The organism is Mycobacterium ulcerans subsp. shinshuense, from assembly GCF_002355775.1.
Lineage (GTDB): Bacteria > Actinomycetota > Actinomycetes > Mycobacteriales > Mycobacteriaceae > Mycobacterium > Mycobacterium marinum.
The window spans coordinates 3,689,501-3,702,246 of sequence record NZ_AP017624.1 but is presented as its reverse complement, the minus strand read 5'-3'; the positions used below and the strand labels follow the sequence as shown (position 1 = coordinate 3,702,246).

13 protein-coding genes and 1 pseudogene are annotated in these 12,746 nt (G+C 66.1%); 8 read left to right on the top strand and 6 right to left on the bottom strand.

Features of this window, described 5'->3' with window-relative positions; all coding sequences use genetic code 11:
- Positions 1–7: 7 nt before the first annotated feature.
- Positions 8–1,684 (top strand): ribonuclease J, encoded by a 1,677-nt coding sequence (locus SHTP_RS16630; RefSeq protein WP_096371183.1) that lies wholly within the window; start codon positions 8–10, stop codon positions 1,682–1,684.
- Positions 1,685–1,707: 23 nt separating this feature from the next.
- On the opposite strand, the gene SHTP_RS16625 is transcribed toward SHTP_RS16630, so the two are convergent.
- Genes SHTP_RS16625 through SHTP_RS16615 form a run of 3 tightly spaced genes read right to left on the bottom strand, consistent with a single transcriptional unit; the run spans position 1,708 to position 3,731 of the window.
- A complete protein-coding gene (locus SHTP_RS16625; RefSeq protein WP_096371182.1) occupies positions 1,708–2,580 on the bottom strand; it encodes an SAM-dependent methyltransferase in 873 nt (290 codons plus the stop codon).
- Between the two features lie 3 nt (positions 2,581–2,583).
- Entirely contained in the window at positions 2,584–3,417 is an 834-nt protein-coding gene (locus SHTP_RS16620) for a mycofactocin-coupled SDR family oxidoreductase (RefSeq protein WP_096371181.1), read from the bottom strand.
- Complete coding sequence (locus SHTP_RS16615) at positions 3,417–3,731, bottom strand: putative quinol monooxygenase (protein WP_096371180.1); 315 nt, start codon at positions 3,729–3,731, stop codon at positions 3,417–3,419. The genes SHTP_RS16620 and SHTP_RS16615 overlap by 1 nt, the downstream gene beginning before the upstream one ends.
- Positions 3,732–3,910: 179 nt before the next feature.
- Here SHTP_RS16615 and SHTP_RS16610 point away from each other — a divergent pair, with 179 nt between their 5' ends.
- The gene (locus tag SHTP_RS16610) at positions 3,911–6,520 is read left to right on the top strand and encodes a DNA translocase FtsK 4TM domain-containing protein (RefSeq protein ID WP_071498121.1); all 2,610 of its coding nucleotides are present in this window, start codon (positions 3,911–3,913) and stop codon (positions 6,518–6,520) included.
- 11 nt (positions 6,521–6,531) lie between these two features.
- Here the strand turns inward: SHTP_RS16610 and SHTP_RS16605 are convergent, their stop codons facing one another.
- Positions 6,532–7,056 (bottom strand): amino-acid N-acetyltransferase, encoded by a 525-nt coding sequence (locus SHTP_RS16605; protein ID WP_011741175.1) that lies wholly within the window; start codon positions 7,054–7,056, stop codon positions 6,532–6,534.
- Between the two features lie 57 nt (positions 7,057–7,113).
- Between SHTP_RS16605 and pgsA the strand changes: the two genes are divergently transcribed.
- The 4 genes and pseudogenes from pgsA to pspM all read left to right on the top strand — a co-directional run bounded on the left by pgsA (position 7,114) and on the right by pspM (position 9,980).
- Positions 7,114–7,710: a CDP-diacylglycerol--glycerol-3-phosphate 3-phosphatidyltransferase gene (gene pgsA, locus SHTP_RS16600; protein WP_181013034.1), complete on the top strand. Its 597-nt coding sequence runs from the start codon at positions 7,114–7,116 to the stop codon at positions 7,708–7,710.
- Between the two features lie 139 nt (positions 7,711–7,849).
- Positions 7,850–8,176: a transcriptional regulator ClgR gene (gene clgR / locus SHTP_RS16595; RefSeq protein WP_096372523.1), complete on the top strand. Its 327-nt coding sequence runs from the start codon at positions 7,850–7,852 to the stop codon at positions 8,174–8,176.
- A 158-nt stretch (positions 8,177–8,334) separates the two neighbouring features.
- Positions 8,335–9,150 carry a phage shock protein PspA gene (gene pspA / locus SHTP_RS16590; protein ID WP_096371179.1) on the top strand — a complete coding sequence of 272 codons (816 nt, stop codon included), beginning with the start codon at positions 8,335–8,337 and terminating at the stop codon, positions 9,148–9,150.
- Between the two features lie 15 nt (positions 9,151–9,165).
- Positions 9,166–9,980: pseudogene (pspM, locus tag SHTP_RS16585) on the top strand (phage shock envelope stress response protein PspM).
- Between the two features lie 8 nt (positions 9,981–9,988).
- Here the strand turns inward: pspM and SHTP_RS16580 are convergent.
- Positions 9,989–10,429, bottom strand: coding sequence for a limonene-1,2-epoxide hydrolase family protein (locus SHTP_RS16580; protein ID WP_012393761.1), 441 nt, complete (start codon positions 10,427–10,429; stop codon positions 9,989–9,991).
- A gap of 95 nt (positions 10,430–10,524) precedes the next feature.
- Here SHTP_RS16580 and SHTP_RS16575 point away from each other — a divergent pair, with 95 nt between their 5' ends.
- Positions 10,525–11,691, top strand: a complete 1,167-nt coding sequence (locus tag SHTP_RS16575; RefSeq protein WP_096371178.1) for a glycosyltransferase — start codon at positions 10,525–10,527, stop codon at positions 11,689–11,691.
- A gap of 35 nt (positions 11,692–11,726) precedes the next feature.
- The gene (locus tag SHTP_RS16570; RefSeq protein ID WP_407070187.1) at positions 11,727–11,921 is read left to right on the top strand and encodes a DUF3046 domain-containing protein; all 195 of its coding nucleotides are present in this window, start codon (positions 11,727–11,729) and stop codon (positions 11,919–11,921) included.
- Between the two features lie 12 nt (positions 11,922–11,933).
- Here SHTP_RS16570 and SHTP_RS16565 read toward each other — a convergent pair whose 3' ends face one another.
- Positions 11,934–12,581: a (2Fe-2S)-binding protein gene (locus tag SHTP_RS16565; RefSeq protein ID WP_172900562.1), complete on the bottom strand. Its 648-nt coding sequence runs from the start codon at positions 12,579–12,581 to the stop codon at positions 11,934–11,936.
- Between the last annotated feature and the right edge of the window lie 165 nt (positions 12,582–12,746).

Below are 12,746 nucleotides of genomic sequence, written 5' to 3'. Positions count from 1 at the left end.
GTCGACGGTGAACGAAGAACTTCCCCCACCAGCGCCTTTGGCTTCCGGGGGGTTGCGGGTCACCGCGCTGGGCGGCATCAACGAAATCGGCCGCAACATGACGGTGTTCGAGCATTTGGGGCGGCTGCTGATCATCGACTGCGGCGTGCTGTTCCCGACCCACGACGAGCCGGGCGTCGATTTGATCCTGCCCGACCTGCGCCATATCGAGGACCGCCTGGACGATATCGAGGCGCTGGTGCTCACGCACGCGCACGAGGACCACATCGGGGCTATCCCGTTCTTGCTCAGGTTGCGTCCGGACATCCCCATCGTCGGATCCAAGTTCACCCTGGCGCTGGTTGCGGCCAAGTGCCGCGAATACCGGATCAAACCGGTGTTCGTCGAGGTCGCGGAGGGGCAGAGCAGTCGACACGGCGTGTTCGAGTGCGAATACTTCGCCGTCAACCACTCCGTGCCGGATGCCCTTGCGATCGCCGTCTACACCGGCGCGGGAACCGTGCTGCACACCGGTGATATCAAGCTTGATCAGCTGCCCCTCGACGGTCGCCCCACCGACTTACCGGGCATGTCGCGCCTCGGCGATGCCGGTGTTGACCTGTTCCTGTGTGATTCGACCAACTCCGAGATCCCCGGTGTCGGGCCCTCCGAAAGTGAGGTGGGTCCCACCCTGCACCGGCTGATCAGGGGCGCCGACGGTCGGGTCATCGTGGCGTGTTTCGCCTCAAACGTCGACCGGGTGCAGCAGATCATCGACGCCGCGGTGGCACTGGGCCGGCGAGTTTCCTTCGTGGGGCGCTCCATGGTGCGCAACATGGGCATCGCCAGGGAACTGGGCTTTCTGCGGGTGGACGATTCCGATGTGATCGACATCGGTGCCGCCGAGATGATGCCGCCCGAACAGGTGTTGTTGATTACCACCGGCACCCAGGGCGAACCGATGTCGGCGTTGTCGCGGATGTCGCGCGGTGAGCACCGCAGCATCACGCTGACTGCCGGCGATCTCATCGTTTTGTCGTCGTCGCTGATCCCCGGCAATGAGGAAGCGGTTTTCGGCGTCATCGACTCGCTCTCCAAGATCGGCGCCAGGGTGGTCACCAACGCCCAAGCCCGGGTGCACGTTTCCGGCCATGCCTACGCCGGTGAGCTGTTGTTCCTGTACAACGGGGTGCGACCACGCAACGTCATGCCGGTGCACGGAACCTGGCGAATGCTTCGGGCCAACGCCAAGCTGGCCGCCAGCGCCGGGGTGGCGCCGGAGTCAATCCTGTTGGCGGAGAACGGGGTCAGCGTCGATCTTGTGGGGCGCAAGGCTTCGATCGCCGGTGCGGTCCCGGTTGGCAAGATGTTCGTCGAAGGTTTGATCACCGGCGATGTCGGCGAAATCACCCTGGGCGAGCGGCTGATCCTGTCGTCGGGTTTTATCGCGGTGACCGTGGTCGTGCACCGGGGCACCGGGCGTCCCGCGGCTGTGCCGCATCTGCATTCGCGTGGATTCTCCGAAGACCCCAAGGCGCTGGAGCCCGCCGTGCGCAAGGTCGAAGCCGAGCTGGAATCTCTGGTTGCCGCCAACGTCACCGATCCGATCAGGATCGCGCAGGGGGTGCGCCGCACCGTTGGAAAATGGGTCGGTGAGACCTACCGCCGGCAGCCGATGATCGTGCCCACGGTCATCGAAGTCTGAGGACCGGCCGCTTCCGGCCCGGCTCAGAGTTTTTCGGCGTAGGCCGACCATTCGATCTGAGATGCGTTGAGCTTGCGGCCGGCCGGCTCGACATAGCGCTGGACGAGCTCGTCGGGCCCTGCCTGTTCCACCAGCCGCCAGCCGTATTCGGCAAGAAACTCGGGGACCTCGTCGGGCAGCAAGCCGAAATGCCACAGTTGACGCCGTTGGCGCACCGAGCGGTACAAGGTCCGGGTGCCGTAGCGATTGGTTCCGTCGATGAAGTCGCGGCGGACGTAGGTGAACACCAGGCGGCTGCCCGGTGCCGCCGCGCGCAGCCCCTCCAGGGTCCGCCGGACGGTCTCTTCGGTGAGGTATTGGGTGACGCCCTCGCAGATGAAGAACACCCGGAAGTCGGTGAGGTAGCCATGTTCGGCCAATGCGGTGAGCAGGTCGCCATGCTCAAAGTCCAACGCCACCAGCCGAACCGACAACGGTAGTTCGCCCAGCACCCGTCGCACCGTCTTGGCCTTGCGAGCGATGTTGACCGGCAGGTCCACCTCGAAGATCGGAATGCGCACCTTGCGGGTCAGTCGGTAGGCGCGGGTGTCCAGCCCGGCGCCCAGAATCGCCACCGCATCGACGTCGTCGAGCGCCTCGCCAAGTTTGTCGCCGATGAATCGTTTGCGGTAGGTCAGATTGACCCAGAGCCCGCTGCCGGACCACTCCGACCAGCGGATGAAGAGGCGCCGAATGCCGGCCGGCCGGGTCGCGCTGACCAGCCACCGCAGCGGTCTGGGCAGGAACAGATCCGCCAGGTCGTCGTCGACCAGGCGGTGCTCGGCGGGCTCGTTCTGTTCGACAGCCGACAGCACCATCGGGCCGAAGGCGGTCTGCGCAGCGGGATTTCGGGTCATCAACTACCTCTTGTTCACACAGCCGGCATCCACCGGCAGGGCGACGCCGGTGATGTAACGGGCCTCGTCGGACACCAGCCAGGCCAGCGCACCGGCGATGTCATGGGCTTGCAGGATCTGCACCGGCAGCGCGTTGCCCGCGCCGGGGCCGGAGCCGGTCTCGGCGACCAGGTCGGCGAGCCAGCGTCGGATGAACTCGTTGTTGATCATCGGGGTATCCACCCCGGATGGGTGTAGCGAGTTGACCCGGATGCTGTGCGGTGCAAGCAGGTTCGCGTATACGCGCATCAACCCGACCAACGCGTGTTTGGAGGCGGCGTAGCCGATGGCGCCGGCGTCCGCGCTGCTGATGCCAACCAATCCGGCCGCCGAGCTGATCAGAACGATCGACCCGCCCCGGCCCTGTTCGATCATGGTCGGTATCGCGACCTCGACCGTGTAGTAGGCGCCGCTGAGGTTGACGTCGATAACGTCACGCCAGCCGTCGTCGCCGGACTGCATCGGTGCGATACCGGCGTTGGCCACCACAATGTCGACCTGGCCCAATTCGTCGATCCCGGCTTGCAGCGCCGCGGCCAGTGCTTCCCGATCCCGGACGTCGGCCTGGCTGGCCACGATGCGGGCGCCGGTGTCCTCGACGAGCTTGACGGTGGTTGCCAATTCCTCGGCGGTGCCCAGCGGATACGGCACGCTGGCGATCTGGTCACACAGGTCGACCGCGATGACATCTGCGCCGTCGCGGGCCAGTCGAAGCGCATGCGCGCGACCCTGCCCGCGCGCCGCCCCGGTGATGAAGGCAACACGGCCGCTCAGTGGGCCGTCCAGTGGCCGGCTCATCACTGACGGAGTTGACCTTTGTCGGGATCTCCCGCGGGGATCGGCGCCAGCATCTTGATGTCCGGCGCCCCGGCCAGGTGTTTGCCGGCCGCGGTGAACATCTTGGCCACCGCGGGCGCGGTGCTATGGGCGGTCAGTGCCTCCGCGTCGGCCCACTGTTCGATGAAAACGAAGGTTTCGCCCGTTTGATGCAGCGAGTAGAGCTGGCAGCCGGGTTCGTCGTGCACCTCTTCGACCGCCGTGGTGAGGATGTCGCGGACGGCGTCGACCGACTCCGGCTTGACGGTCAGCGTGGCGACGACGACGACGGGCATGCTGGGACCTCCTGGGGAGACTGCGGCGGGTTTTTGGTGGTGTGAACGGGCATGACTTTGGTCACCTTTGGCCACCCTACTCAGGCTCGAAGATAACGAGGCGGGCACATGCTGGTGCAGCCTGCGTTACCAGTGTGGCAAGTGGTGCAGATGATGCAATTGCGACTAGTCTTGCTGGCATGGCTAGTAAGACCGCTGCGCGCTCCGGAGCCCGAACGAGCAGGTCAAAGGCCGCTTCAGGGGGCGCTTCCCGAGGCGGGAGAGCTACTGCCTCCGCCGGGCCGGCAAGGCCGGCGAAGGGGACCAGAAAGCCGGCGGGCAAGCCGGCCAAGCGGGTAGCCAAGCCGATCCCGCGGCGCAATCAGTCCGTGCTCAAGGTGGCCGGGCTCGCGGGCGGCCGAGCCATGCGCGCTACCTGGATGATGGCGGCCAAGGGCACCGGCGGGGCGGCGCGGTCGATAGGGCGCGCTCGTGACATCGAACCCGGGCATCGCCGTGACGGCGTGGCGCTGGTGGTGCTGGGCATTGCGGTGGTCGTCGCCGCGAGTTCATGGTTCGACGCCGCCCGCCCGGTCGGCGCGTGGGTGGATGCGGTACTGCGAACGTTCATCGGCTCGGCGGTGGTGCTGCTCCCGATCGTTCTTGCAGGCACGGCGATAGTGCTGATGCGCACCGAGTCGAACCCCGACACCAGGCCCCGGCTGATTCTCGGGTCCAGCCTGATCGCGCTGTCTTTCCTGGGTTTGCGGCACTTGTGGGCAGGTTCGCCGGAATCCCCGGAGTTGCGCCAGCGTGCCGCGGGGTTCATCGGATTCACGATCGGTGGACCGCTATCCGACGGGCTGACCGTGTGGATCGCCGCTCCGTTGCTGTTCATCGGGGCGCTGTTCGGACTATTGCTGTTGACCGGGACCACAATCCGCGAGGTTCCCGATGTGCTACGTGGTCTGTTCGGAACCCGGCTGCTGCAGCGCGAGTACTACGATGACGAGTTCGACGACGGCGATGACTACGAGGGCTACTCGGATTTCGCCGGTGATGATGCCGACACGGTGGAAGTCGCGCGTGAGGACTTCTCCGACGGCTACTACGACGAGGTGCCGCTGCGGCCCGACGAGGAGCTGCGGGCCTGGCCCTCGCCGAACACGGAGCCCGACGGCGAAATCGGGGAGCCGGATGCGCCGACCGTTCCAGAACCTGCCGTCGCGCGCGGCGCCGGCAAGGCCGGAAAGTCCGGCCGCAGCGCCCCGGCGGAGAAGCAGGAAACCCTGGTACTCGACCGTGTCGTCGAGGGGCCCTACGCACTGCCATCGATGGAACTGTTGGTGGCGGGAGATCCGCCCAAGAAGCGCAGCGCCGCCAACAGTCACATGGCCGGCGCCATCGGGGATGTGCTCACCCAATTCAAGGTCGACGCGGCGGTGACCGGCTGCACCCGCGGTCCGACCGTCACGCGGTATGAGGTCGAGCTGGGGCCCGGCGTCAAGGTGGAGAAGATCACCGCGCTGCAGAAGAACATCGCCTACGCGGTGGCCACCGAGAGCGTGCGGATGCTCGCTCCCATCCCCGGCAAGTCGGCGGTCGGCATCGAGGTGCCCAACACCGACCGCGAAATGGTGCGGCTTGCCGACGTGCTCACCGCTCCGACGACCCGCCGCGACCACCACCCGCTGGTGATCGGCCTGGGCAAAGACATCGAGGGCGATTTCATCTCGGCCAACCTGGCGAAGATGCCGCACCTGCTGGTCGCCGGTTCCACCGGGTCCGGAAAGTCCAGCTTCGTCAACTCCATGCTGGTCTCCCTGCTGACCCGGGCCACCCCGGAAGAGGTCAGGATGATCCTGATCGACCCGAAGATGGTGGAACTGACCCCTTACGAAGGCATTCCGCACCTGATCACCCCGATCATCACGCAGCCAAAGAAGGCGGCGGCCGCTCTCGCATGGCTGGTCGAGGAGATGGAACAGCGCTACCAGGACATGCAAGCGTCCCGGGTGCGTCATATCGATGACTTCAACGAGAAGGTGCGATCGGGAGCGATCACCGCGCCACTGGGCAGCCAGCGGGTGTACAAGCCCTATCCCTATGTCGTTGCGATCGTCGACGAGTTGGCCGACCTGATGATGACCGCGCCGCGTGACGTCGAGGAAGCCATCGTGCGGATCACCCAGAAGGCCCGCGCCGCCGGCATCCATCTGGTGCTGGCCACCCAGCGGCCCTCGGTCGACGTGGTCACCGGCTTGATCAAGACCAACGTGCCGTCCCGGCTGGCGTTCGCCACATCCTCACTGACCGACAGCCGGGTGATCCTGGACCAGGCGGGCGCGGAAAAGCTGATCGGTATGGGTGACGGCCTATTCCTGCCGATGGGCGCCGGCAAGCCGATCCGGCTGCAGGGCGCGTTCATCACCGACGAGGAGATCCACGCCGTTGTCACCGCGTGTAAGGATCAGGCGGAGCCCGAGTACACCGAGGGTGTCACCAACGCCAAGCCCACCGGTGAGCGCACCGACGTCGACTCGGACATCGGTGACGACATGGACGTGCTGCTGCAGGCCGTGGAGTTGGTGGTGTCCAGTCAGTTCGGCTCCACCTCGATGTTGCAGCGCAAGCTGCGGGTCGGGTTCGCCAAAGCCGGCCGACTGATGGACCTGATGGAGACGCGCAACATCGTCGGGCCGAGCGAAGGCTCGAAGGCCCGCGAGGTGCTGGTCAAGCCCGATGAATTGGCCGGAACGCTGGCCTTGATCAGGGGCGGGGTGGCCGACGACGCGCCGGACGAGGATTGATCGGTGACGGCTTAAAGCACCAACAGCATCCGGGTGTTGCCCAAGATGTTGGGCTTGATGTAGCTCAGATCCAGAAACTCCGCGACGCCGATGTCGTAGGAGCGGCACATCTCTTCGAACACCTCCGCGGTCACCGGCGTGCCCTCGATCTCGGTGAACCCGTGCGCGGTGAAGAATTCGGTCTCGAACGTCAGCACGAATAGTCGCTCTAGCTGCAGTTCCCGGGCCACCTCGAGCAGTCGGTCGACAATCGCGTGGCCGATGCCGTGCCCGGTCATAGCGGGATCCACCGCGACGGTGCGGACCTCACCGAGGTCCGACCACAACACGTGCAGGGCCCCGCAGCCGATCACGTTGCCCTGGATTTCGGGGTGTTCGGCAACCCAGAATTCCTGAACCGCTTCGTAAAGGGTGACCAGGTTCTTCTCCAGCAGGATCTTCCCCGCATAGGTGTCGACAAGCTTTTTGATCGCCGGGACGTCGGACGTTCTGGCACGCCGGACCACCGGCCGGAAATCCTGTTGACTTTCGGTCACGAGAAAACAGTATCGACATCGGCGGCGGGGCGGCTGGTCAACCGTTATTCTGTTGCGGTGTCAGGGCAGCCGCAAACAGGTCAGGTGCCGGGAACCGCAGGGATCGCCAACCTAGCCAACGTCCTGACTGGCCTGCGCTTTGTGCTGGTCCCGATTTTCTTGTACCTCCTGTTCTATGACGGAGGTCACCAAACGACTTTCCGGATAGCGGCATGGGCGGTATTCGCGGTTGCCAGCATCACCGATCGATTTGACGGACTGCTCGCCCGCAACTACGGCATGGCCACCGAATTCGGGGCGTTTGTTGATCCGATCGCGGACAAGGCCCTGATCGGGGCGGCGCTGATCGGGCTATCGATGCTCAACGACCTGCCGTGGTGGGTCACGGTGTTGATCCTGAGCCGCGAACTCGGGGTGACCATGCTGCGGCTGGCTGTCATCCGCCGCGGTGTCATTCCCGCCAGCTGGGGCGGCAAGCTCAAGACCGTCGTCCAAGCGGTGGCGATCGGGCTGTTCGTCCTGCCGCTTTCCGGCCCGCTGCACATGGCGGCGGTGGTCGTGATGGCCGCCGCAATCGTGCTCACGGTGGTGACCGGGATCGACTACGTGGCATCGACCGTCCGCGAAATTCGTGCCGGAAAACGCGCGTCGTAAGCCAGCGGGAACCACACCAGCTCACGCCGCGTTCATCTAAGAACCAGTGCTCTTGGGCGCTGCTGGTCGGGCGCTTGAACCGCATTTGGGTGCTTGATTTGGTCGTCATGGATGTTGAAGGCAGATGGAGGAGAGCACGATGGCGTCATTGGTGCGCGAGGTCATTGGCGACGTGTTGCGCGGGGAGCGAACTTCACAGGGCCGGACGCTGCGGGAGGTGTCCGACACCGCTCGGGTGAGTCTGGGGTATCTGTCCGAGATCGAGCGTGGCCGCAAGGAGCCGTCCAGCGAATTGCTCAATGCAATCTGCGACGCGTTGCAGGTCCCGCTGTCTGAGGTGCTCATCGGTGCGGGTGAGCGGATGGCGCGTGACGAACGCGCGATCCAGACCGCGCCGGCCGGAGCCACCATCGATGCCGGCACCAGATTGGTCATTCCCCAGGTAGCGTCGCTGGCGGTGGCCTGAGCGCGGCGCAGCCGATCTGGTGTCGATCAGTTATGGGATCACGGGTGGGGAGATCGGCCCGGACCCACTAAATTGAGCGACAGGGTAAGTGTGCTGAGCTCAATCGGGCCCTACCCGGGACCCACCCGGCCCACAAGAAACGAAGGCGGAGCTAACCGATTGCCAATCCGTTCGTCAAAGCGTGGAAGTACCTCATGGCGCTGTTCAACTCCAAGATTGACGAGCACGCCGACCCCAAAGTGCAGATTCAGCAGGCTATTGAGGAAGCCCAGCGCACCCATCAGGCGCTGACCCAACAGGCCGCACAGGTGATCGGAAACCAGCGCCAGCTGGAGATGCGCCTCAACCGCCAGCTGGCCGACATCGAAAAGCTACAGGTCAACGTGCGTCAGGCGCTGACGCTGGCCGACCAGGCCACCGCCGCTGGCGACGCGGCCAAGGCGGTCGAGTACAACAACGCCGCCGAAGCGTTTGCCGCCCAGCTGGTGACCGCCGAGCAGAGCGTCGAAGACCTCAAAGCGCTGCACGACCAGGCCCTCAATGCCGCGGCTCAGGCCAAGCGGGCAGTCGAGCAGAACTTGATGGTGCTGCAGCAGAAGATCGCCGAACGCACCAAGCTGCTCAGCCAGCTGGAGCAGGCAAAGATGCAAGAGCAGGTCAGCTCGTCGCTGCGGTCGATGAGTGAGCTTGCCGCCCCCGGCAACGTCCCCAGCCTCGATGAGGTGCGGGACAAGATCGAACGCCGGTATGCCACCGCACTCGGTCAGGCCGAGCTCGCTCAAAGTTCGGTGCAGGGCCGCATGCTCGAAGTTCAGCAGGCCGGCGTGCAGATGGCCGGTCATTCCCGGCTGGAACAGATCCGGGCCTCGATGCGCGGCGAGTCGCTGCCGGCGGGAGGCGCGGCCACTCCCGGTGCCACTGGGGCCACCGAAACCGGTGGGGCGGTCGCAGAGAAACCTTTTGGTCAGCAGTAGGGCGGAGAGTCTCACATGGCGGTGAAGTCGGCTCAGCGCGGCCAGCGGCGTGCGTTGCTGCAGCGGGGTCTCGACTTCGTGGGTGATCTGTCCGACTTCGCCGCCCGCAAGATCAGCGCTGCCACCGATCCGCGAGCTCGCCAGCTGCGCCGCCGCCGCCGTGCGCTGCGGTGGGCGCTGATCTTCAGCGCCGGCTGCGTCTTTTGGGCCGCGGTGACGGCGGTGCTGGCAGCGTGGGGCTGGTTCGCGTTGCTGCTGCAGATCACCGGAGCGATCGCGGTGGTGCAGGTGATTCCCGCGACGTTGCTGTTCTTCCGCTACTACTGGCTGCGGTCGGAGCCGTTGCCGTCACAGCGGCCGACCACCACCCGGCGGTTGCCGCCGATGGGTTCGGCCGCCCGCCCCGCGATGGCCGCCCTGGGCGCCTCCGAACGTGGATTCTTCTCGCTGTTGGGTGTGATGGAGCGGGGCGCGCTGGTACCTGCGGCCGAAATCCAGGACCTGACCGATGCGGCCAACCACAGCGCCGCGGCGATGGCCGCCACGGCTGCCCAGGTGGTATCGATGGAGCGGGCGGCGCAGTATTCGGAATCCTCGCGTGGCCAACTGGTGCCCACCATCAATGCCTTTACCGCCCAACTAGGCGCCGGCGTGCGTCAGTACAACGAGATGGTGATCGCGGCAGCGCAATTGGTTTCGTCGGCCAACGGTGCCACCGTGGCCGAGGCGGTGTCGCAGCAGCGCTACCGCCCGAACTGGTCGGAGCTACCGATCGCCTGGCCGGCTGGGCGCAGGCCTTCGACGAACTGGGTGGGTTACCGCGCCGCTAGGTGTGCACCTACATGCGTGCCTTCAGCGCTGGGATCACCGCGCCGGCCACCCCGCGCAGCAATGCCTTGGTCATGTCGTAGAAATCGAAGTAGTCGCGCCACAGCGTGATGCGCCCGTCGTGTACCTCGAACACGCCGCAGACCCAGAACTGAATTCGCAGCGGGCCGAGAATCAATGCATCGGTGCGTTCGGTGAGTACGGCGGCTCCATCGGCGGCGGCGCGATGGATCTTCACCTCGAACCCCATGCGCCCGTCCATCTGGCGGAACAGCCGCATCGCCCGGCTCCGGCCACGGATCGTCGGCAGTCCGACGTTCTGGTACACCAGGTGGTCGTCTAGGGCCGCGTTCGCCGCTTCGTAGTCCGCGTCCTGAAGCGCACTCAGGAAGCCCTCGACCGTGCGGATGTTGTCGGTGCTTGTTTGGCTTGTTTGAGTCAGCTCGGTCATGGTTGCCAGGGTAAGCGAGTACGGGCAACTGCGGTGGCTGGTCGGCGATTGGGCGGTGGCTGGGCACCGGCCAGGCACTGTGGCAGGGTGGTGCGGTGCGTGTCGCCGTGGTCGCCGGGCCGGATCCCGGCCATTCGTTTCCCGCGATTGCGCTGTGCCGGCGCTTTTTGGCGGCCGGCGATATTCCAACGCTGCTGACCGGTGTGGAGTGGTTGGACACCGCTCGGGCGGCCGGCGTTGACGCCATTGAGTTGGCGGGGCTGGTAGCCACCGACGAGGATCTGGATGCCGGCGCCAGGATTCATCGCAGGGCCGCTCAGATGGCCCTGCTCAACGCTCCGGCGCTGTCCGACCTGGCGCCCGACCTGGTGGTGTCCGACGTGATCACCGCCTGCGGGGGAATGGCGGCCGAGCGGTTGGGGATCCCCTGGATCGAGCTCAACCCGCATCCGCTGTATCGGCCGTCGAAAGGCCTGCCGCCGATCGGCAGCGGTCTGGCGCCGGGCACCGGAATTCGCGGCCGGCTGCGCGACACCACCATGCGGGCGCTGACGGCGCGGTCCTGGCGTGCGGGCCTGCGACAGCGCGCCGCGGTGCGGGCCGAGATCGGCCTGGCAGAGCATGATCCGGGCCCGCTGCGGCGATTGATCGCTACGCTGCCCGCCCTCGAGGTGCCGCGTCCGGACTGGCCTGCCGAGGCGATCGTGGTCGGCCCGTTGCACTTCGAACCGACCGATCAGCTGCTGAAAGTCCCTGCCGGTTCGGGTCCGGTGCTGGTCATCGCGCCGTCCACGGCATTGTCCGGAACCGCCGGACTGGCCGAGGTCGCACTGGAGTCGCTGATTCCGGGCGACACGCTGCCGTCGGGATCGCGGCTGGTGGTCTCCCGGCTCGGCGGCGACGATCTGGTGACACCGTCGTGGGCGGCGGTCGGGCTGTGCAGCCAGGCCGAGCTGTTGACCCACGCCGACGTGGTGATCTGCGGGGGCGGTCATGGGATGGTCTCCAAGACGTTGCTGGCCGGGGTGCCCCTGGTGGTGGTTCCCGGCGGCGGGGACCAGTGGGAGATAGCCAATCGCGTGGTACGCCAGGGCAGCGCTCGGCTGATCCGGCCGCTGGGCGCTGATGCGCTGGCGGCCGCGGTGAATGAGGTGCTGTCGTCGCCCGGTTACCGGGAGGCGGCGCAACGGGCCGCCGCCAGCATTGCCGACGTGGCCGATCCGGTGCAGGTCTGCCACGAAGCGCTGGCGCTTGCGGGATGACCGGATTGGCTGACCGGCCCAGTATGTTGGCTGGCGTGCGGCTGACAGAGTTTCACGAACGGATCACGCTGCGGTTTGGTGCCGCCTACGGCGCATCGGTTCTGGTCGACCACGTCTTGACGGTCTTCGATGGCCGGACCGCCGCCCAGGCGATCGAGGCGGGTGTGGAGCCTCGCGACGTGTGGCGGGCGTTGTGCGCTGACTTCGATGTTCCCCGTGAGCAGTGGTGATCTAGGCGCCCGCTAGAGCGGGCAGTCGCCGCATTTCCCCGCGCCGGGCAGGCGGTAGTAGAGACAGCAACTGTTGCGCCGGAAGCTCAGATCGGTGCCTGCGATCACCCCTGATCCGGCCAGGCGGCCCATGCTCAGCAACTCGGCGGTGGTGCTGGCTACGGACTGGCGCAAGTCCGGCCGCGCCGAGATCAGCGCGCGTGACGCCCCGACGAGTGCCGACGCGATGTTGCCGGACAGCAGCGCGGGCGCCAACTTGGCGCGCAGGCCCGCTGCGAACGGCTCCATGTGGTCCTTGATGACGACGCGATACAACAATTCCGGGGACGGTGCGGCGGGCTCGCCGATGGGTTCGGGCAGCCGCAGCAGCGCGGCGTTGTCGGCACGCTGCAGGTTGGTCAGGTCGGGAACTACCCCCTGGCTCAAGACGCATGCGAGCACTGGTGACCACAGCCGGGCGGCATGGCCGAGATACACCAGGGATGCGCCGATTCGCACCTCTGGCGTGCCATAGCGCTCGATGGTGGCGTCGATCAAGTCCGAGAACCCGTTGGCATAGGCCTGGGTGACCGGATGCCATCCCGTTGGGTCGCCGCCCACGGTCAGCCCGAAAAAACCTCCGTAGGAGGCGATTTCGGCCAGCTCGGCGGAGATGTTCATGCGTCCATCGGTAGCCGATATTGCCACACGCGGGGTGTCGAAACTTGAATCGAACAGATGTTCGGCTACTGTGGTCATCACTCGAAGACGCGATCTGTCGGTGGCCTTCTTTAGTGTCACAGCCAACCGACCGATACCGGTCATCGAACACCGACTATAGGAGAG